This is a genomic window from Ruminococcus sp. AF17-1AC (genome assembly GCF_003461385.1).
Taxonomy (GTDB): domain Bacteria; phylum Bacillota; class Clostridia; order Oscillospirales; family Ruminococcaceae; genus Hominimerdicola; species Hominimerdicola aceti.
Genome location: NZ_QTWZ01000019.1, coordinates 16,692 through 38,421, shown reverse-complemented (window position 1 = coordinate 38,421; position 21,730 = coordinate 16,692). Strand labels below are relative to the sequence as shown.

The following is a 21,730-nucleotide window of genomic DNA, read 5'->3' as shown; positions in this document are numbered from 1 at the left end:
CGAGTCCAACAGGGGGAGCCAGAGAGCTGTAGCTTTTGCTATGGCTCTTTTTTCTTATTTACTTCTTTTACATTGAAAAAGGACGAACTTTTGTGGTTCGTCCTTTGTTTGTATTATTTCTTAGCCAGATCTTTTATAACTTCTCCTGCCACGATAAGTCCAACTACCGACGGCACAAATGCTGTTGAGCCTGGAATATCACGGCGTACTGTGCATTTTCTTGCCGTACCAGGAGGACAAATGCAGTTCTGACGGCATGAAATAGCCATATCTTCTATCGGTCTGATAGGCTGTTCCTCTGAGTAAACAACTTTAAGCGACTTTATGCCTGCCTTTTTAAGCTCTCGTCGCATGACTTTTGCAAGTGGGCAGACCTTTGTCTGATAAATGTCCGCCACACGGAATGCTGTAGGGTCAAGCTTGTTGCCTGCACCCATTGAGGATATAACAGGTATTCCTGCGACATCTGCTCGCTTTATTATCCCCAGCTTGCCTGTAACAGTGTCAATGGCGTCGATAATGTAATCATATTGAGTAAAATCAAACTGATCCGCTGTGTCAGGCATATAAAAACACTTGTATGTGTTCATTTTTATGTCAGGGCAGATGTCGCTGATAACAATTCGTCTGTATATATAGGCAACGGTTATGTTGTTTATTATGATGTTAAAAGCTCAAGGGGCAATAATCAGAATATTGAAATAAAAATCAAAAATATATGTTCAGAAACTATATCAAACTGGGCTTTGAAATACGACGCTCATGGAGAGATAAGCGGACTTTGGAACGGCATTGCTTACAGCAGCGAAACTCAGTATATTATAAAAAGAGCAGGATATAATTATGAAATCCAGCTCGATCAGGAAGTGAATTTCGGTTACTGTGTGACAGGAGAAGGTCTTGAAATTCCAAAAGCTTTTGAAATCTGTTCACAAAGAACCGATAAAGCAGAAAATGAATATATTTTTTCGCTGAATGTTACCAACGATTGGGGTAACGGTTTTACCGGTGAATTAAAAATACAAAATCTCTCAGCCGAACCAATAGAAGCTTGGCAACTCAATTTTGATACTAATTTTACAATTGAGGATATATGGAATGCGATACTGGTATCTGCAGAAGCAAATTCATATTCTATTGCAAACGACGTTACAACAACCCCGATAGCAGCTAATGAAACTAAAACATTTGGATTCAAAGCTTTAAAGGAAAGAGGTGTAACAGCGGAAATATTCAACTGTATAGTTAATGGAGTGACTATTAACGAAAACTTTGAATCGCTTGAATTTCTTGAAACTGGTCTTGTGTTGACTGCTTTTGCACAATACAATTAAAATACGATACGGATGACGACGGTATAAGCGACGGCGATGAAATAGCTCTTGGACTTGATCCATTAAATCCCCAGACTTTTGGCGTGCCTGATTCTGAGTATATATTTGAAGTTGACGTTCCGTCAGATGTCGAAAGCTTTTCAAATATTAATACCGATACAAATCCTTTCGAGGTATCGGTTAAAATAAAAGCTGCAGGGAATATTCTGTCAAATCTTGATGCAAGAGAAAGCCTTTGCTCAAAAGCAATGACAAATGATGCAACTTTAGGAATTTTTTCGGAATTTATTTACGATGAGGGTTGCAAAATTGAAGAAGCTGTGATACAATTTAAAATAGATGACGAGAATGCAGTCGAAGCAGATACTAAAAAGGCTGAAGATTCTGAGTTCTATACACTGTTTCCATTGCTTATTTCAGTATTAGAATTAGGCGATCAAGGCATATCTACTGCTTTTTCATGTATATCGGACCTTTTCAGTAACACGGTCAAAAATATTGATATATATGAAATCTCAAACGGAGAATTATCAAAAGCAAGTAAGGAATTTATATCTAGTCTTTGCAATGAGTTGAGTAATGTTTCTACTCAAAAATATTCATATTCAGGTAATGGGGAGGCTCATTATATATATGAATACTATTATGATAATAGTAATTCTCTTGAACAATCAATTATAAATCTTGCTTATTCCAGACAATTTGCTGAGATGAAGTATAGTGAAAATATGCTTGCTATTCCATTATGGATAAGAAAATATATTTATGATTATACATCAACAGTTGATACTGACAATGGAGAAATGGACTTACTTGCATATAGAAACATCTTGTATATAGAAGATAATTTTACAAAAGGTGATTTGGCAATATGAAAAAAACTTTCTCAAAAAAAATGATATATGCAGTAATAATAATTTTGATTATTATGCTGATAACTATTGCTATTTGTTGTACTCCTTCTTCTTTAATTGGAAAATCAGTTCTTATTCGTCTGGCTGTAACAATCCCAATCAATATTTTATTCCAGATCATTCTTTATCTTGGAGCATCATTATTGATTTTTTATGTTTTTCATAATTTAATTAGAGAGAATAATAAAGTCAAGCAGTTAATCGCTAATATAATTTGCACATTTATTTGCATTTTTTTAGGCTATGCTTTGATTACAGATAGCTATGTTTCAATACTTCGCGGAAATATTAAGGGGGATTTTCTCTTGTGGCAAGATGTCTTGCTGGATTTACATGATTCTGATGTTAAATCTATTGATAACCTAAAAATTAAAGATTTTTATTTTCCCGGAGAAGTTTCGCATACATCTGCTAGTCGTGATTCTTTATATATTGTAGCTGTAGACAAAGAAGGAACTATTTACAGGTTTCCTATAACTCAAAAAGACAAATTGCTGATAACTGATAAAGATAATTCTAAATTAAGATCCGGAGAAATTGAATACTATAAAAAATCAGGTTTGATGAAATCAATATCATTTTCAAAGGAGAACCAAAAAACGTCTGAAATTCAAATGGTTGAAATAACTCTTACCGAAGAGGAGATAGCCCATGAGAAACGGATTTTGGTAAACAGACCCGAAGTGGATAGCTATGATAAAAACCTATTTTGGTACGTCACCAAAAACGGTGAATTTAGTAAATGTTTTCAGGCATACAGCAAAACTTGGACTAATTTTTTGACTTTTGCTGATAAAGGTGATTACACAGTTACTTTAGTGACTGATTATTATGCTGATACGGGAGAATATACTCCTATCAGCAATACGATTGAATATACTATTGAATAACAGGAGGAGAAACAATGTCTCAATTTACAAAATCATTCCTATGGAGATTTATATTAGATATAATTCTTCTTGGAATTTTCGTGAGACTTATGCAGAACATTATCTTGGCAATTCTGTCAAGAAGTATGGAAACTTATTCGACCCCGTTTCTAGTTATTGAAGCGATTGTTGTATCAGCAATCAGTATGCTATTTATCTGTTTTATTACATACTGGAATATCGGCGTTATTTCAAAGAAAGGTTGTTATGACTATCCGATGGATTCAGATAAATGGTTCAGAAATTTTGCAATTATTAATATCTGACAGACGATGGGTTGAATGTCAAAGCACTGCATATTTCATGCAATACTTAGCCTTGTTGGCTGCAGAGGGGCAAGAGCATATGACAATAGCATTAGAAGAAGTGGCTCCAATATTTAAAGATGTAAAATGGGATTTTATTAGATACAGTACTGATAATGATGTACTCAAAGGAACAGATTACATATCAGATCCACATTTACAAATTAGTTATTACGTTATATCAAGGGGATGATAATTTTGAAAAAGGTATATAATTATTTTAAAATTCTTGCACTTGACATAACGATATACTTGTTAAGTATTTTGTTTGCTCTTATGTATAGATATGTATTTTCAAAGGTGTTAGATACTCTTAGCGGTTCAACGTGGGCAAGTGGAATTGCTTTGTTTTTTATAATCAACACACTTACGTTTCTATGTATCGTTATTTTGCCAACATTGTTTTATATAAAAAAGGATAAATTTGATATTATCAGTTTACTTATGACAGCAGTGATATTATTTTTATTATTCTCTATGTATACGCCACCATTTTTATATCTGTTTGTGTTTACCGACTCGATAACGGGTTTCTTGTTTAATGTTTTACAGATGTCTAAGCTAAAATCTTCGATTTTGATATCATTTCAATATTCGATAATAATTTTTCTTACAGTCAAAATTTATAGAGTAAAAGCAACATAAGCTATATTATTATATGACAGTACATTATACTAATAAATTGACAATTGAAAGTATTGCGATCAAATGGAAAAGCAAAACAGTTAAAAGTAATTAGAATAATAAATTATAGGAGGATAATAATGGATATTACAAAGAGGCTTTCAGTTTTATTGATTACTGCGGTAACGGCAGTGTCATTGGTTTCTTGTGGACAGGCTACAAGCTCTAACGTTAGTTCGGATTCTGAAGTCAGCTCAGTTACAAATGCCAAAGCTTCGGCATGGGATAGTTTAAACGACGCCCAGCGAGCATATTATAAGGGGTTGGAAGATAAAGGACAGACAATCACAGAGAACGGATATGTTTATGTTGACGCTAAGGGATATGTTGATGAGTGGGGCAAGGAATATGGTGATGAAGGAATCGTTATTACAAGCTATTTTGGTACTGAAACCATTGTTAATGTACCTATAGAAATAGATGATAAGACGGTTGTAGGGCACACCATTGACGCCTTCAGAAAGATCAGTAAAGAAGGTAATAAATTTGATATGACTTTTGATATCAAAGAATTATATTACCCTGAGAATTTTCCTGAAATCACTGCTGGAATATTTTCGCTATGTGAATCACTCGAAAAAATACAAATGCCTAAATCACAAACAACAATACCATTCGCTTGTTTTAAACATTGCACTAGCTTAAAGGAATTTACCTGTCCCGACGGAGTAACTGTCATTAAACAAGATTCTTTTAGCAGCTGTGAGAATATGGCATCAATAACATTTAACGACGGATTGAAAACTATCGAGGATGACGCATTTGTAAGTTGCAAAAGCTTGGAAAAGCTTGATTTCCCCGACTCGCTAGAATCAATAGGAATACAGTCTTTCCAAGGCTGTACAGGTCTTAAAGAAATAAATATCCCGTCAAAGATAGACACTATACCTAAAAGAGCATTTTTCGCCTGCAAGGCTTTGGAGGCTCTTGTTCTTCCGGACAATATAACTACGATAAACAGTGAGGCATTTGCACGTTGTAACAGCCTAAAGGAAATCTACATTCCTGAGTCGGTCAATGAAATAGCGGAAAACGCTTTTGATGAGTGTGATAGCTTGACGATAAAGGGAAAATCAGGATCGTATGCTGAGGAGTATGCAAAGGAAAACGATATTGATTTTGCGGCGGAGTAATGAACATATAAATAGGTTTAATTGATAACACCGTGTAGATTATATATTAACTAGTACATTTGATAGTTTTGTATTGTCAGATATACATAGTCGGAGGATAATAATGGATATTACAAAAAAGTTTTCAGTTTTATTGATTACTGCGATAACGACAATATGATCTGGGATTTAGCATATAATGCACGAGTAGAAGCAATGCGCGCACTTTTGACAAGTGATAACGTAGATCTAACTAAGAAAAACGAGGTAGGGCATGATGCTCTGTATGTGGCACTTGGAAATGTGTTTTTTAATATTTCTGAACAATGTAAATATGCCGTTAAAACATATGCAGCTGCAAGTATTGCAAGTGTTTTAAATGAAATGCTTAGAAATGATTTATATGGAATTGCATATGATGATAAATATTATAAAATTATTGCAGTAGAAGCTCCGATTAACTATTCTAGATTAATCTATGCAAGACTTTATGCTGAGCAAATTTATATTGATTTCAGAGAAGAAGCACCAGATTTCATTAAATATATTTTTTACAGTGATGATATTACTAATTCAAGAATAATAGTGAATCGCTTACAGAATATGATTAGTGTCGAGGAGTGAATCATATGTCGAAAAAATGGAATGACCCAGATGCAAGAGATAACTATGCTCTGTTAATAACATTAGACAATATAATTATTTCATTTATTTTTATGTATGTTAATTATAGCGTTGCAACCAATTTTTTATCAGGGAAGTTTCTAGAATATTCAATCCATAATTTAAAAGTACTATTTATTATAAGATTTATATGTATTTTAATATGTAGCTATAACGTTTCTAAGATATTATTTTCTGTGATAGAAATGTATAATAAATATGATAGAACATTTAGCAATTTTGATGACTATAGGTTTAAAAACAAGTTTAGTTATTATCAGTTTGTTAAAGCGTTGAGTATTTCATCAATCAACGCCATGAAGAAACAATCTATCAGAATGGCTCTATATTCTATATTATGGATTGTCACAATAATAGTTTTGTCGATGCAGAGTTTTGCTTCATACGGAACGAAAAATTCAATTCAACAGGTCATGTGCCTGAATCAAATTGATAATGATATTAAAACTAATAATATTATTGAATATGATATCATTAGCCCTAATGTGTATACATCATCAAATGGGCTCCATTATATTATTTCATACTATAATCAAGATGATACAGAACTTATTTTGACAAATTCGCAATATGATTTGTTGAAAAATGATAAAAATGCATCTTATCGCATTACATACTATCGTTCATCAGGATTTGTAATTATTGTTGAAAAAACAACTATAAATACGTAGGAAAAACAATGTCTCAATTCACAAAATCATTCCTATGGCGGTTCATATTAGACATTATCTTATTGGAAACATTTGTTGGGTTTTGTCAAAATATCATTTTGACAATTACGTCAAGATTCATATCTGAGGTGACATAATTATGGCTAACAAGGCATTATTTTGGTATAACTACAAAAGATTTGTTGACGAAGGCACCATTAAGCCGCTGTCTCCAAAGACATTTGCATTGTCAGGATTAATAACGGTTTGTGGTCTTGTGCTTAGTCTAACAATTTATTGTTTGGTATTTCCTAACAGTTTTGTTGGAGAGAATACACCTATTAAACTGTTTTTGTGTACATTGTTTTATATGCTTGGTACGCTTGCCATGATCGGCGGAGTGTACTTTGGTATATCGCTTGTTGTTACAAGGTTTATACCAACCAAAAGTAATAGACTTGTACTTAGATGCTTTATGTATGTAATTCAGATCGTGTTGTTTCTTCTTGTTTTTATAGGAGGTTTTGAAAATTATTTTTCGGTTTACGGTATTAGTTCTTATTCGGACGACATTAAAGCAATAAAAAGTGATTATGTAATGATGGTGAACTCTGCAAAGGATATGTTTTCAGATACTGAAACGCTTAAAGATGTACACTTCGATACTATGTCGTACTTATACTTTGAAAACCAAGGAAGAAATGCTGTGTATATTGATGCCGTTGACGATAACGATCGTTATACAAAACTTATGATTTCTCCCGGTGACAAATCAAAGATTGATTTCTCGGCGTTTTATGACGTTACTTATTATCCTAATACGATGACGATAAGTAGTTTAAATATTGTAGGAGAATATGACGCTACAGAAGAAGCCGAAAAAAAAGAGCAAAATGAAATTACGGAGTTATTAAATGAATTGCTTGACATGGATATAGAAATAACTCTTGAAGTAGATGAAAAAGGAACAGTATTTATTAATCGACCGCATATACCTTATTATGATGATAAAGAAGATATTGGGGTTGTTCCTCTTGATCGTAGCATCAGTCTGTATGTAAAAAGAGATGGAGAATTTTATGAAAATTGGGACTTCTCAAAGAAAGAGTGGATTAATAAACTAACTTTCTTAAAAAGTAATAGAAAGTATGGAAATTATGAAATAATACTTGCTTTCGGATACAATGAAACAACAGGAGAATATACTCCCATTAGTAACACGATTGAATACACGGTTGAATAATAAGGAGGAAAAACAATGACCCAATTAACAAAATCATTTCTATGGAGATTTATACTAGATATAATTCTACTTGGAATTTTCGTGAGACTTATGCAGAACATTATCTTGGCGATTCTGTCAAGAAGTATGGAAACTTATTCGACACCGTTTCTTATTATTGAAGCAGTTGTCGTATCGGCAATCAGTATGTTGTTTATCTGCTTTATTACATATTGGAATATCGGTGTTATTTCAAACAAATGGAGAGCTGTGAAGCTTTGAGGGGTTTATAAGTTTCATTGATAAGTGGATAGAGAAAATGACCAGATTGGTGATTGCGTGAAAAATGCAGGATAGTTGTAAATATGTTGAATTATCGATACTACGAAAAAGACCGAGTAAGATGTTCCGGTGGAACATTTTGCTCGGTCCGATTATTATTTGACTTGAATAGTTACTATGTTGTAATATCAGACCTGAGCCGCATATACTCCGTAGATCTCGGTATAATTAGAGGTAAATATGTGAAGCTGTCCCATGTCATAAATGCTTACACGGTAGTTGCTGAAAGCTTGTGCAATGTCATCGTATGAGTAGAAAGCAACTACTGACGACACCTCGCTTGCACTAATGCAAATATCCCAGCTATATGAGTACTTGTTTTCAAGGACCAGCATAGGAGTGCTGTCGCCGTTGTAAACCATAGCAATTTTATAGCTATCGCTTATATACTTTAACCCGTCAGAAATCGTGAGATCTGAACAGACAGGTATGCCGCTTCCCATTTTATTTTGTAATAGTCACCAATCACATAACACTGTTATGTTTCAATATCATATAATATGCTGAAAATATAGTAAATGTATTGACATATCGGGCGTTATATGCTAAGATAACAGTGTTATGTGAAGTGGAAAGCGGGGTGCAGTAATGGGTGACGAACTTGAAACAAGGGAAAAGCTGTTGGAAAGTGCAATGACCGAGTTCTCTGAAAATGGTTATATGAAGGCTTCTCTGAGAAAAATATGCGCTGACGCAGGCGTGACGACCGGTGCGCTGTATTTCTTCTTTAAAAATAAAAATGACTTGTTCAAGGCTATTGTCGATGAGCCGCTGAAAGAGCTTTGCAGGCTTCTTACGGAGCATTATATGCAGGACGCTCAGGATATGGATAGCGATGACCCTGCGGTGCTGTCTGCTGAGTATCACATTGATACTCACACCGACCTTGACAAACTTGTTGATTATATGTATCTCCACTATGACGTTTTTATGCTGCTGCTCACGGGTGCGCAAGGGTCTGAGTATGAAAATACTGTGGATATGATCGTAGATATGACAGAACAGGGCTTTAGGATATCAGCGGAAAAAGCTGCCGCAAGAATGCCTAACTGCCACGTTGATGAGTATATGCTTCATTGGATAACTCATATAAGTGTTGACGCCTACACTCATTTGCTAACTCACGAGAGAGATGTGGAAAAGGCGAAGCTCCATATGCGCAGAGTAATGGAGTTTCTAATAAAAATATGGTTTACAATGATAGTCGAGGATTAGAAAATTGCCGCCTGCGGGCGGTAACTTTTAGAAACCTACATAACAATGTTATGTGTGAATTTTGTATCTCAAATGTCGATGAAATGTGCAGTTATGCACATTTTTATATAAAGTAAAGTTAGCTAAATCTAACTTGTAAATGGAGGAAATGATATGTATTTGGAGATCAGAGATGTGAAGAAAAGTTACGGCAGTGACGCCAGCTATATTCAGGTGCTAAAGGGTATCACCACAAGTCTAGAAAAAGGTCAGATGTGCGTTATTCAGGGTACGAGCGGCTCTGGTAAATCCACGCTCCTTAACTGCATAGGCGGCCTTGACACTATGGACAGTGGCTCTGTTAAGGTCGACGGCAAGGAAATTTTCGGTCTTAAACCTGATAAGCTTGCCGACTACAGAAAGGAAAATCTGGGCTTTATCTTTCAGTTTTATAACCTCGTTCCAAATCTGACAGTTGTGGAAAATATTCAGGTTTGTGAATATCTTTCAGATTCGCCACTGGATATGGAAGAACTTCTCACAACGTTGGGACTTTCCGAACACAGAAACAAGTTTCCGTCACAGCTTTCAGGCGGTCAGCAGCAGAGATGTGCTATAGCAAGGGCACTTATAAAAAATCCAAAGCTTCTTTTGTGCGACGAGCCTACAGGCGCTCTTGACTCCAAAACTTCAAGGGACATTCTTATCCTGCTGGAAAAAATCAATGCAAAATATGGCACAACAATGCTTATCGTTACCCACAACAATGCTATAAAAAATATGGTGCATAAGGTAATAATCGTTAAGGACGGACTCATCAAAAAGGATTATCTTAACGAAACACGCATACCTGCCGCAGAGCTGGAGGACTTGTAATGAACAGGGTACTCAGAAAAAGGCTCGGACGTGAGCTTAAAACAAATTTCGCACGTTATCTTGCGCTTGTATTGCTTATCGTAATGGGAATGTACATAATAGTTTCCGTGGTTGCAAGCGCAGACACTATCATCGACGGAACAGCCGAACATGGTAAGCAAAACAAGGTCGAAGACGGACAGTTCGGCGTTTTTATTCCTCTTACAGATGAGCAGGAAAAGGAAATAACAGACAAAGGAATTAATCTTGAACAGCATTTCAGCATTGACGTTACCGCGAAGGACGGCTCAAAGCTCCGTGTTTTCCGCAAAAGAAATGACATTGACCTTATCGAGCTTGACAGCGGCAGACTTGCTGAGAAAAAGGGCGAAGCAGTAGTCGAAAAGCGTTACAGCGAGGAACATTCTCTGTCAGTGGGCGATAAGCTCACAGCAGGCGGAGTTGAGTTTGAGATAGTTGGAATAGGAACTACACCTGACTATGACGCACCTTTTGAAAATTTCTCTGACACGGCTGTGTCAAGCAAGGGCTTCGGACTTCTTTTCGTAAGCGACGATCAGTATGACTATTTCAAAAATGACAGTGAACAGAAAGCGGAGGATCTTTGCTATGCTTACAGACTTAACGGCAAGGCAACTGATGATGAGCTGAAGAAAATGATCGAGGATTTCGACTTTGATTATAAAAAAGTCACAGACAAGTATTATCTTGAAACTATCAAGGACGTCTTGAAACAGCGTGACGATATCTCAAATGGTATCGACAAGCTCTATGACGGCTCACAGACACTTGAAAACGGCGTGAAAGACCTTTCTGAGGGAGCAGACGCTCTCTATGACGCAATGGGCGGACTTTACGAGGGTGCAAAGGCACTCCCAAAGGGTGCGAACGCTATCACGGCAGGAGTTAAGGCCGCATATGACGGCTCAAAAGACCTGTCAGAGGGTGCTAGATCTGCATACAGCGGTGCAGAGAGCCTTGCGAATGGTATTGATAGCTTCAAAAAGCAGGCTGACGAGCTTCTTGACGAGGTGTTCACCATTGACCTTGACAACCTGACAATGTTTGTGAAAAAGGGCGACAACGTTCGTATAGCCGGTGCGGCAGGTGACGTTGTCATGAACAAATATGCAGGACTTGGTGTGGGTGTTATACTTATGGCACTTCTTACTTATGTTATCTCTGTTTTCGTCATTCATCAGATCCAGCGTGAAAGCAGTGTTATAGGTGCGCTTTATGCTCTTGGTGCAAAGAAAAAAGATCTTATTCGCCACTACGTAACATTGCCGACTATAGTTGCATTTGTTGGCGGAATAATCGGTGCGGTCATAGGCTTCTCACCTGTGGGGATCGATTATCAGCTTCTCGACAGCTACGCATATTTCTCGCTTCCTGATTTTACACCTGTTTATCCTTTGTATCTTATCATTTACAGCATTGTAATGCCTCCTGTTGTTTCGGTGATAGTTAATACCCTTGTGATAAACAAGCGGCTTTCTCAGACGGCTCTTTCACTTATCAGAAACGAGCAGAAAACAGGTCACTACAGCAGAGTGAAGATAAAAAGCAGGAATTTTATCCGCAGATTTCAGATACGCCAAATGCTTCGTGAAATGCGCACAGGCATAACAGTGCTTCTCAGTATGCTGTTTTCACTGTTCATTCTTATGCTTGGCGTTGATTGCTACTATCTCTGTGAGAACGTGAGAAAAGACACTATAAATGACACAAAATACGAGTATATGTACACTCTGAAATATCCAGAGGAAAGCGTTCCGGAGGGTGGCGAGGCTTGCTTTGTAAAAACGCTTTCAAAGGAACAGCTTGGCTATAACCTTGATGTCACCGTTATGGGTATGGACAGCGACAACAAGTATTATGATGTGAAAACACACAAGGGCAAGAGCTTTATAACAGTGAGCCAGTCAGTTGTGGAGCGTTACGGAGTGGCAAAGGGCGACAAGTTTATCCTGACAGACGATGCGACCTCAATGGATTACGCATTCACAGTGGAGGATATCTGCGACGAGCGTGGCGGACTTATGGTGTTCATGGATATTGACAGTATGCGTGAGCTTTTTGGTGAGAGCGACACTTACTACAACTGTTTGCTCTCAGACAAGAAACTTGACATTGACGAGGGCAGACTTTACAGCACAACAACAAAATCGGATATCGAACGTTCAGCGGCAGTTTTCACGGATCTTATGATGTCAATGATAGTAATGCTTATTGCGGTTGCTGTAATAATTTTCTGCTCTGTGATGTTCCTAATGCTGAATGTTACAATAGAAAGGGCTTCCTTTGGAATATCTCTTGTGAAGGTGTTCGGCTATAAGACCAAGGACGTGAAAAAGCTTTACCTAAACGGAAACGCAATTATCATAACGTTGGGCGCACTTATCGAGATACCGCTTTCAAAGATGTTTATGGACAAGGTTTTCCCAGTGTTCATTCCAAACGTAACAAGCGGAATAAACCTTGCATTCCCATGGTATGCTTACGTTATAATTTTTGCAGGAGTAATGGCAACATACTTTATCATCACCTCAATTCTTGTAAGAAAGCTTGGCAAGATAACCCCTGCCGAGGTGCTTAAAAACAGAGAATGATTTCTTGATATACAAAAAACGTACAGAGCGTAATGATGTGACCTCCAAGTTGTTAGATTTTTGGTCTAACTTCTGGGGGGCGGATCATAAAGCTTTGTACGTTTTTGATTATGCCTAATTTGTATTATTGTCTATTTTGGTTATGATAACTGCGGCAATGGTAAGGACAATATATCCTGCTATGACTTCAAATGGAAATTTTATTATTGCAGTTTTGGGGATTATAAAAGGCAAGGTAGATATTGCACAGCATGGAGGAAAATAAAGCTTTGCTTTTCGGCAAATGACGAATATCACAGCGGAGGATAAAACTGCGCCTAATGTCAGGGTAAGTCCAAGCTTTTCAGAGATAAAAAATCTTGCCATAACACCTGCAAACGCAGCCACCGCCATGAGAGCAATTGCGGTGTATTTTCGATTCATAAGCTTTGAGCCTTTGCCGCTAAGCTCGAAAAATGCAACTATAAGCGGCGGAGCGATAAAGAATATCTCGTGAAAATGCACAGGCAATATGCAGATAACAAGCACCGTGATGACTTGTTTTGCTCGTAGTTTTAGAAGCTCTGAGCTTGGTTCGATAGGTCTATATTCATACTTTTCATGAAGCCCAAAGCACTCAAGAACTTTTTGAAAAATAAGTATAAATGCTGTCATGACCGCAACGGAAATGACGTAAATAGGGCTTTTTGTACCCATAAGTATCGGAAGTATGCAGGCTGAAATGGCAGGAACGAAGCTAGTTTTTGACAGCGTTATAACGCTCACTGCTACAAGAAGTCCCAAAGCTATACGAAGTATAAGTATCTCAGGGATAAACCGCACTATGCACACGCCTGCGACGGCGGCAGAAACTATCGCCGCAAAAAGCCGTGTGCGAGAGGTGTTCCAAGATTGTACAGGCGCAATTAGCGCACCCATTGCCACTGCCGTTATCTCAGGAAAAATTATTTCCTTTTCCCCGAAGATCTCCGCCGAGCCGACCATTATTGCCACCACAGCAAGGGATATCCCCATAGCTATATTTTGATTTTTATTCATTGCTTCACCTTGATGTTTTTTCTTTATTATAACATAAAGGGGAGAGGTTTTCAATCGGCAGTATCAAAAATACTCGTCTGACCGTCACTCACGTCAAATTCGTTTTCGTATGCGAAAATCTCCTCTGGGCTGTACATGACACCATGGCTTTTGCACTGAGATACAAAAATATCCATAAGTTTCTTATTGTTCGGACTATTGCAGATATAAGAATTTCCAAAGGTACGGATATATTTTTCTTTCATTCCCGGAAAATGCTCGTCAAGCTTCTTGTAAAAATACTCTCTGTCGCCCTCACGGAGAGTGACCCCGAAGCTAAAGCATATTATCCCCTTAACGCCTGCATCAAAGCACATATCCAATATGCGGCGTAAATTTTCTTCCGTATCGTTTATAAAAGGCAGAATAGGCGTGAGCCACACGACAGTTGGGATTTCACGCCGCTGAAACTCTTTCAGCACCTCGTATCGCCCTTGAGTGGTGCAAACATTCGGCTCTAGTATCCTGCAAAGCTTTTCGTCAGCCGTTGTAAGGGTCATTGCAATGACCGCCTTGCTCTTTTGGTTTATGCGCTGGATTATATCAATATCACGGAGAATTTTGTCAGACTTTGTGATAAGCGTGACACCAAAGCCGTATTTTTCTATTGCCATAAGGCTTTTCAGCGTGAGCTGTACTGTCATTTCAAGTGGCATATAAGGGTCGCACATTGCGCCCATGCCTATCATGCACCTGCGGCGTTTGCGTTTGAGGGCTTCTTCGAGAAGCTCCACGGCGTTTTCTTTTATTTCGATATCTTCAAAATCATGCTGCATATTATAGCATACCGAGCGGCTGTCGCAGTAAATACAGCCGTGCTGACAGCCACGATATAAATTCATGCCGTTTTTAAGCGAGAGTATACCTTTTGCTGTTGTGAAGTGCATAGCTTTTCCCTCCATGATTTATTACTAATATTATAGCACATATGTTCCACAAAGTCAAGGCTTGAAAATCGCCGTCAAAGGTGCTATAATGGATAAAAAGCCAGAAGGAGCGTTGAAAATGAGAAATATACCTACAGATATTTACATAGAAAATGGAGCGGTAAAAAATCACGGGGGCGAGATAGCCGCACTTGGTAAAAAGGCTATGATAGTCACAGGCAGACATTCTTCTGCGGTGAACGGCTCTCTTGATGATGTCAGGGCAGTGCTTGAAAGTCAGGGCATTGGATATGTGATATATAATGATATTGAGGAAAACCCGTCTGTGGAAACTGTTTACACAGCGGCAACGGCGGCGGTAAAATACGGCGTGGATATGTTCGTGGCAGTGGGCGGAGGTTCGCCAATGGACGCAAGCAAGGCGATCTCAATGCTTGCTAAGAATGGGATAGTTTGCGAAAATGCCGAGTTTACTGAAAGCGAGAGCGTTGTAAAAGCTGAGAAGTGTGAGCTTTCAGACAGCGTTGCCAAGGTGGAGGAGCTTCTTTACACTCCTGCGAAACTACCTTTTTACCCTATAGTCTGTGTGCCTACCACCTGCGGAACAGGCTCGGAGGCTACACCTTATTCTATCCTGACTTCCCACATCAAGCAGACCAAGAAATCTATTGCCCACAAAATATTCCCGTCACTTGCATTGGTTGACTACAGCTATCTTAAAACCTCCTCATACAGCGGTATGAAAAGCACCTGCGTTGACGCACTTGCTCACATGATAGAGTCACGGCTCAACACCAACGCAAACGCGTTCAGCCGTGCATATGCAGAGGAGGGCATGAAGCTTTGGGCAAGCTGTAAGGGCTGTCTTGAAAGTGAGGAGAGATTTGCTCATATGACCGATGATGAGTTCTCAACTTTCATGCAGGCATCAGTGCTTGCAGGCATGGCGATAGCCTACACAGGCACAAGCATACCTCACGGTTTGAGCTATACTTTGACCTATGAAAATGGCGTACCCCACGGCAAGGCAGTAGGCGTTTTTCTGTCAGGTTTTTTGAAAAAATACGGTGACAGCACCGAGGTGGAGTATGTTGTAAAACAGCTTCTTGGCTTTGACGATATCGACACTTTCCGAGATTATATCAGGACGCTTTTTGGCAAGCTTGATATGTCAGAGAAGCTTTGGAAAAAGGACAGGGACGGAATACTTGCCAACCCTGCCAAGCTTAAAAATTATCCTTTTGGGCTTACGGCAGATATGCTTGACGATTACGTTCGCTATTATAACGCATAAAAGAAGCTGTCAGGGCGGTGGCTCTGACAGCTTCTTTATTATATCTCCGCAAGCCTGTCTATCTCTGCAAGTTCAGCTTCTGTGAAGTCAAGGCGGTCAAGACAGCCTATGTTTTCCGTTATCTGCTCAGGACGACTTGCACCTATAAGCACAGTAGTAACAGCCTTGTTGTGAAGCACCCATGAAAGTGCCATTTGCGAAAGGGTCTGTCCCCTCGAAGCAGCGATATCATTAAGCTTGTTGAGCTTTTCTATCATTTTGTCGTTAAGCTCATTGCCTATCCATGTTTCGCCTCTGCCTACCCTTGAATCTGCCGGTATGCCTTTGAGATATTTACTTGTGAGAAAGCCCTGATACAGCGGCGAGAACACTGCAATGCCAAAGCCTTCAGAAAGTGCAAGGCTGTCAAGCTTATCGTCCTCTATCCAGCGGTTGAGTATGGAATATGAGGGCTGATTGATAATAAAAGGAGTTCTTAGCTCTCGGAAAATTTTCAGCATTTCGGCTGTGTCGGCTCTGTTGTAATTTGATATGCCAACATAAAGCGCCTTGCCCTGCCTTACTGCATTGTCAAGTGCAAGGGCAGTCTCTTCAAGAGGCGTTTCGGGATCTCTTACATGGTGATAGAAAATGTCAACATATTCAAGTCCCATTCTTTTTAGAGACTGGTCAAGGCTTGCCGTGAGATATTTCCTCGAGCCGTTTTTGTCACCGTATGGACCTGCCCACATTTCATAACCTGCCTTGGTGGAAATGCACATCTCGTCACGGAACTCTCTCATGCCACGGTCGAGTATCCTGCCGAAGTTTTCCTCTGCCGAGCCGTTGTAGGGATTGCCATAGTTGTTTGCAAGGTCAAAATGTGTGATACCGCTGTTGAACGCAGTGTGTACCATTCTTTCCATGTTCTCAAAATTGTTTTTCAGGCTGAAATTCTGCCAAAAGCCCAAAGACAACGCTGATAGTTTAAGCCCGCTTTTTTCACAGCGGTTGTATATCATTTTGTCATATCTTTTATCGTCAGGTATAAACATTTCAAAAAACCTCCTATATAATCGTGTTAGTGCATAAATTATCCCACTTACTTTTATGATTATAGCATATTGTATTATCTATGTCAATGTGCTATAATTGAATAAGTTATATGATAAAAAATATGTGTGTAATGCACAATAAATGGAAAGATAATAATATGAGGAATGATATGAACAGAAGAATTATCGCTGCTGTATGTGCTGTGGTCATGACGGGAGCAATGTTTACAAGCTGTGCTAAAGAAACAGGGGAAAGCTCAAAAGCAGAGAGTAGTTCTGCCGAATCTCAGGCTGTGACAACAACGGCTGAACCTGTTGTAACTCTCCATGCCACCACAAAACAGGTCATAAACTCTGAACCTGCTACTTATGAAAGCCTAAGTGCTGACAAGGCTGAAAAAGAAAGTTTTAAGAAAAAGATACGATCAGAAAGTAAGATACCTGTTATAAGCGTCACAACTGCCCCTGACGATATGATAGCTTCAAGGGAGAAGTATACTTCCTGCGTGGTGGACGTTTTCAATTGTGATGAAAAATTGGAGATAAACGAAGCCTCAGCAGGCATAAAGGTAAGAGGAAATTCAAGCGCATATTACGGCGATGTTAGTCAGATCCTTGCAAACAAAGTGCCTTATAGGATAAAATTTGATAAAAAGACAAATATGCTTGGGCTTAATAACGGCGCAGAGTGCAAAAGCTGGGTGCTGTTGAAATCAGATTGGGATCTAATAAGAAACGATATCGCATTCCGTTTTGGCAGAACTATCATGGGTGACAGCAATTTCTGCTCAGACGGTCAGCTTGTTCACCTCTATGTGAACGAGGAGTTTCAAGGCGTTTATGAGCTTTGCGAACAGTGTCAGATAAATCCAAACAGAGTGGATATCTCCGAGCCTGCGGAGGGCTACACCGATACTGATATAGGCTATTATCTTGAGCTTGACAACTATGCAACAAGCGATGAGGATAACCATTATATAAGCATGGACTATGAAAATGCCACTGTCACCGATATAAACGGCGAAACGAGGCAGTTCGTTCCTGCGGAATATTCTATCAAGAATGACCTCTATTCGCAAAATCAGATAGACTTTATTGACAAGTATCTCAACAATCTTTTCAAGATAGTTTATGAAGCCTGCGAGAACGGCAAATATTACAAATTTGATGAAAATTATGACCTTGTTGACTCCGATGTTACCACCGCTGAGGAAGCCGTTTCTGCCGTTATGGATATAGACTCAGTGAGAGATATGTATATTCTTTATGAGATCGTACATGACTATGACTGTGGTGAGGGAAGCTTCTATATGTGCGTCGATCTTTCAAAGGACAGTAAATGTCCTAAGCTGAAATTCACCTCACCTTGGGATTTTAACTGGGCATATAATGACAGCACTGAGAAATATTATGCTGGTGCTTTCACAGACAAGAATTTTGTGGCTAAAAAAGGCGACCGCTCAAACCCGTGGTTTATCATTCTTTGTAAGCAGGATTGGTTTATGGACTCTGTCAAGGAAAAGTGGACAGAGATGAGCCGGGAAAAGCTTTTACAGGGCTGTATAAAAACAGAGCGTGAATATCTCAAAGAGTATGACGCCGACCTTAGAAAAGGCGAAGAGTGGGGCCCTGACTCTGCTGAGGATCTTTTCAATTGGATCGAAAACCGCATTTATTGGCTCAACAGTCAGTGGAAAATAAAGTCTGACGCAAGTAACAGCTCATCTTAAATGATAAATTTTATTCAATTAAGGCAATACCGCACAAAGATTGTGCGTCAGATGCGTAGTCAGATTTTTTGTCAGATTGCATAAAAATTCCGCAGGCATACTGTCGTATGTCAAGGGATTTTTGTGTGATATGACGGAAAATCTGCAAGCAGATGGCGTGCAAAGCCGTCAGGCGGGCTTTGTGCGGTGTTGCCTTAATAAATCAGACTTGAAAAATGCTGTAAAATCGGTATAATAAGATAGTATCCCCATATTGAAAGGAGGAAATGTCTGCAACGCAGGCATAATAAAATATGACGGAAAAATTATTCAAGCTGAAAGAAAATCACACCGATGTTAAAACTGAGATAATGGCGGGCGTGACGACTTTCATGACCATGGCATATATCCTTGCCATAAACCCGAGCATTCTCGGCAGTACGGGCATGGATCCTACAGCCGTACTTCTTGCCACCTGTATCGCCTCTGTTATTGGAACAGTGTGCATGGGACTTATGGCAAATCTGCCTTTTGTGCTTTCCGCAGGCATGGGACTTAACGCTTACATGGCTTACACTGTTGTGGCAGGCTATGGCTATCCATGGCAGGTTGCACTGCTGGCAGTTTTCGTCGAGGGTATTGTATTTATCGTGCTTTCTCTTACAAACGTCAGAGAAGCCATTTTCAATGCAATACCTGTGGTGCTGAAAAAAGCGGTGTCCGTTGGCATCGGTCTTTACATTGCCTTTATCGGACTTCAGAATGCCGGACTTTGCGTTGACAGTTCAGCAACTCTTGTTACCATAACAGGCTTCCGCAAGAATTTCACAACTTCGGGCATATGTGCGCTTCTCACTATCGTGGGACTTTTCATCACTATTATCCTATATATCAAAAAAGTACGTGGCTCTATTCTTATGGGTATAGTGGCAACATGGGTAATAGGCATGATATGTCAACTTGTAGGGCTGTATGTTCCTGACGCTGAAACCGGCTACAACTCACTTTTCCCTACAATGTCGCTTACGGATTTTTCAAAGCTTGGCGAAACATTTGGTCAGTGCTTTAAGGTGGATATGCACAGCATTGGTATCTTCAATTTTATAGTCGTGGTATTCTCCTTCCTGTTCGTTGACCTTTTCGACACTTTAGGCACTCTTATCGGCGTATGTTCAAAGGCAGATATGCTTGATGAAAAGGGCAGACTTCCGCAGATAAAGCCTGCGCTTCTTGCTGACGCCGTTGCCACAACAGCAGGCGCAGTTCTTGGTACTTCCACCACCACAACATTCGTTGAGTCCTCAGCAGGCGTTGCCGCAGGAGGCAGAACAGGTCTTACCTCTATCACAGCCGCAGTGCTGTTTGCACTGTCAATGTTCTTTGCACCTATCTTCACGGCTATCCCGTCCTTTGCAACAGCTCCTGCACTTATAGTAGTAGGCTTTTTGATGTTCAGCTCTATCACTGACATCAAGTTTGATGACGGCAATTATACAAAGGCTATCCCTGCGTATCTTTGTATTCTCTCAATGCCTCTTTTCTACAGCATTTCAGAGGGCATCTCTCTTGGAATAATCTCATATGTTGTTATAAATCTTGTTTGCGGAAAGCGCAAGGATATCACACCGCTTATGTATGTGCTTGCAGTGCTTTTCGTGCTGAAATATGTTTTCTTATAACGAAAAAAGCTTTTAAAGAACAGTTTTAAAACTAGCCATGCTTTCCTGTTCATTCTGCTACAGAATGAAAATTGGCGTAAAATGACAAAAAATCGGCAGCCGTTACCGACTGCCGATTTTGTTATATGCTTTTTATTATCTCTCTGAGTTTTTCCGTAAGCACTGCCGCTGCCTTTTTGTGGGTCTTTTCAGTAGGGTGCCAGTTTGCCGCAAAGCCGTCATTTGCACCGTCCTGCTCATGGAACATCATTGAGCTTATCTTGCTGTCAGCGTGGCTTTTAAGATATATCTTTATTCCCTCCTCAACAGCAGGGAATATCCTCTCACCCATTATTCCGACAGTGCAGAGAATGTAAGCCTGCGGATGTTTCTCTCGAACGACCGCAAGAAAATCAGCATAAAGCTTTGAGAAAACAGCCTGCCTGTCTTTGTAGTCACGGCAGTAGCTGTCGTCGTTTGTGCCAAGGTTTATAACGATTATCTGCGGAACATATTTGCTGAAATCCCAAGGTATATCCTGCGGAGCAGTGCCTGCAAAATTGCCCCTTGAAAAACCGTAGCTGCAATAGAACTGTGGAATTGTCTGTTCGCTGATAGGCTCGTCACCTTCTGTGTAGCCTGATACTATGCCATAGCCACTGGCTGAAAACATACTGTATTCAGCGTCAAGTGCCTTGGCGGTCTTGTAGGCATAGGCTTTTGTAACGTCCTCTGTAGCGGTGGTGAACTGGTGGCTTTCGTCCTCATCATCAACACCATAGCCGCAGGTTATAGAGTCGCCGATAAATTCTATTTTGAGCGGTTTTTCAGGCAAAGCCTCAGCACTGCCCTCGGCGAAAGCCTCAACGCCAACTGCTGACATTGGAGATTCCGAAAGCTTTATTATCTCCACCACCGACTTTGCGCTTTCTGTGCGGTCTATTACCGTGACCTCTTTTTCTGCACAGTCGATCATCTCATCAACTACTCTCTTGCCGTCAACACAAACGGCTATTCTTGCATAGTCGATAGGATTGTTGCCCACTGCGATATTGTCGCCTTTGAGCTTCAAAACAAGCTTTGTGCCGTCAAATGTGAATGACGCACCGCTTCCTGAAAGTCCGAGCCACATTACCTCGTCTTTGAAATATACTCTGCCTGTGAGCTTTGCATTTTTGTCAAGCTGTAATCTATCCATACTTTTTTCCTCTTT

General features: G+C 39.4%; 19 protein-coding genes and 1 pseudogene. 14 read left to right on the top strand and 6 right to left on the bottom strand.

Annotation, left to right across the window (positions count from 1 at the left end; genetic code table 11):
- Positions 1-113: 113 nt before the first annotated feature.
- A pseudogene (locus tag DWW81_RS11185) lies at positions 114-617 on the bottom strand (ThiF family adenylyltransferase); the annotation flags it as partial.
- Here DWW81_RS11185 and DWW81_RS11180 point away from each other — a divergent pair.
- The 8 genes from DWW81_RS11180 to DWW81_RS11140 all read left to right on the top strand — a co-directional run bounded on the left by DWW81_RS11180 (position 531) and on the right by DWW81_RS11140 (position 7,855).
- Positions 531-1,334 (top strand): cellulose binding domain-containing protein, encoded by an 804-nt coding sequence (locus DWW81_RS11180; protein ID WP_117945389.1) that lies wholly within the window; start codon positions 531-533, stop codon positions 1,332-1,334. The pseudogene DWW81_RS11185 and the gene DWW81_RS11180 overlap by 87 nt on opposite strands.
- Before the next feature lie 83 nt (positions 1,335-1,417).
- The gene (locus DWW81_RS11175) at positions 1,418-2,209 is read left to right on the top strand and encodes a hypothetical protein (protein ID WP_117897814.1); all 792 of its coding nucleotides are present in this window, start codon (positions 1,418-1,420) and stop codon (positions 2,207-2,209) included.
- On the top strand, positions 2,206-3,138 hold the full coding sequence (locus DWW81_RS11170; protein ID WP_117897816.1) for a hypothetical protein: 933 nt from the start codon (positions 2,206-2,208) through the stop codon (positions 3,136-3,138). The genes DWW81_RS11175 and DWW81_RS11170 overlap by 4 nt, the downstream gene beginning before the upstream one ends.
- Positions 3,139-3,384: 246 nt before the next feature.
- Positions 3,385-3,675 (top strand): hypothetical protein, encoded by a 291-nt coding sequence (locus DWW81_RS13430; RefSeq protein ID WP_147339755.1) that lies wholly within the window; start codon positions 3,385-3,387, stop codon positions 3,673-3,675.
- A 571-nt stretch (positions 3,676-4,246) separates the two neighbouring features.
- Positions 4,247-5,299, top strand: a complete 1,053-nt coding sequence (locus DWW81_RS11155; RefSeq protein ID WP_117876722.1) for a leucine-rich repeat domain-containing protein — start codon at positions 4,247-4,249, stop codon at positions 5,297-5,299.
- A 156-nt stretch (positions 5,300-5,455) separates the two neighbouring features.
- Positions 5,456-5,902 carry a hypothetical protein gene (locus tag DWW81_RS11150; protein ID WP_147338990.1) on the top strand — a complete coding sequence of 149 codons (447 nt, stop codon included), beginning with the start codon at positions 5,456-5,458 and terminating at the stop codon, positions 5,900-5,902.
- 5 nt (positions 5,903-5,907) lie between these two features.
- Positions 5,908-6,633: a hypothetical protein gene (locus DWW81_RS11145; RefSeq protein WP_117856758.1), complete on the top strand. Its 726-nt coding sequence runs from the start codon at positions 5,908-5,910 to the stop codon at positions 6,631-6,633.
- Between the two features lie 139 nt (positions 6,634-6,772).
- On the top strand, positions 6,773-7,855 hold the full coding sequence (locus tag DWW81_RS11140) for a hypothetical protein (RefSeq protein ID WP_117897822.1): 1,083 nt from the start codon (positions 6,773-6,775) through the stop codon (positions 7,853-7,855).
- Positions 7,856-8,304: 449 nt separating this feature from the next.
- Here the strand turns inward: DWW81_RS11140 and DWW81_RS11130 are convergent, their stop codons facing one another.
- A complete protein-coding gene (locus DWW81_RS11130; RefSeq protein ID WP_117897828.1) occupies positions 8,305-8,619 on the bottom strand; it encodes a hypothetical protein in 315 nt (104 codons plus the stop codon).
- Positions 8,620-8,764: 145 nt separating this feature from the next.
- Here DWW81_RS11130 and DWW81_RS11125 point away from each other — a divergent pair, with 145 nt between their 5' ends.
- From DWW81_RS11125 to DWW81_RS11115, 3 genes are all read left to right on the top strand, one after another.
- Complete coding sequence (locus DWW81_RS11125) at positions 8,765-9,391, top strand: TetR/AcrR family transcriptional regulator (RefSeq protein ID WP_117897831.1); 627 nt, start codon at positions 8,765-8,767, stop codon at positions 9,389-9,391.
- Positions 9,392-9,544: 153 nt separating this feature from the next.
- Positions 9,545-10,246 (top strand): ABC transporter ATP-binding protein, encoded by a 702-nt coding sequence (locus tag DWW81_RS11120; protein WP_117865339.1) that lies wholly within the window; start codon positions 9,545-9,547, stop codon positions 10,244-10,246.
- On the top strand, positions 10,246-12,858 hold the full coding sequence (locus DWW81_RS11115) for an ABC transporter permease (RefSeq protein ID WP_117897833.1): 2,613 nt from the start codon (positions 10,246-10,248) through the stop codon (positions 12,856-12,858). The genes DWW81_RS11120 and DWW81_RS11115 overlap by 1 nt, the downstream gene beginning before the upstream one ends.
- A 114-nt stretch (positions 12,859-12,972) precedes the next feature.
- Here the strand turns inward: DWW81_RS11115 and DWW81_RS11110 are convergent, their stop codons facing one another.
- Both DWW81_RS11110 and DWW81_RS11105 read right to left on the bottom strand, forming a co-directional pair.
- Positions 12,973-13,896 carry a hypothetical protein gene (locus DWW81_RS11110; protein WP_117897835.1) on the bottom strand — a complete coding sequence of 308 codons (924 nt, stop codon included), beginning with the start codon at positions 13,894-13,896 and terminating at the stop codon, positions 12,973-12,975.
- 50 nt (positions 13,897-13,946) lie between these two features.
- Positions 13,947-14,822: a radical SAM protein gene (locus DWW81_RS11105; protein ID WP_117897837.1), complete on the bottom strand. Its 876-nt coding sequence runs from the start codon at positions 14,820-14,822 to the stop codon at positions 13,947-13,949.
- Between the two features lie 118 nt (positions 14,823-14,940).
- Between DWW81_RS11105 and DWW81_RS11100 the strand changes: the two genes are divergently transcribed.
- The gene (locus DWW81_RS11100; RefSeq protein WP_242989620.1) at positions 14,941-16,116 is read left to right on the top strand and encodes an iron-containing alcohol dehydrogenase family protein; all 1,176 of its coding nucleotides are present in this window, start codon (positions 14,941-14,943) and stop codon (positions 16,114-16,116) included.
- A 38-nt stretch (positions 16,117-16,154) separates the two neighbouring features.
- On the opposite strand, the gene DWW81_RS11095 is transcribed toward DWW81_RS11100, so the two are convergent.
- Positions 16,155-17,150, bottom strand: a complete 996-nt coding sequence (locus tag DWW81_RS11095) for an aldo/keto reductase (protein WP_117897840.1) — start codon at positions 17,148-17,150, stop codon at positions 16,155-16,157.
- Positions 17,151-17,320: 170 nt separating this feature from the next.
- Between DWW81_RS11095 and DWW81_RS11090 the strand changes: the two genes are divergently transcribed.
- A complete protein-coding gene (locus tag DWW81_RS11090; RefSeq protein ID WP_181982734.1) occupies positions 17,321-18,880 on the top strand; it encodes a CotH kinase family protein in 1,560 nt (519 codons plus the stop codon).
- Between the two features lie 293 nt (positions 18,881-19,173).
- The gene (locus DWW81_RS11085) at positions 19,174-20,538 is read left to right on the top strand and encodes an NCS2 family permease (protein WP_117897845.1); all 1,365 of its coding nucleotides are present in this window, start codon (positions 19,174-19,176) and stop codon (positions 20,536-20,538) included.
- A gap of 121 nt (positions 20,539-20,659) precedes the next feature.
- Here the strand turns inward: DWW81_RS11085 and DWW81_RS11080 are convergent, their stop codons facing one another.
- A complete protein-coding gene (locus DWW81_RS11080) occupies positions 20,660-21,715 on the bottom strand; it encodes an SGNH/GDSL hydrolase family protein (protein ID WP_117897848.1) in 1,056 nt (351 codons plus the stop codon).
- Positions 21,716-21,730: the final 15 nt, after the last annotated feature.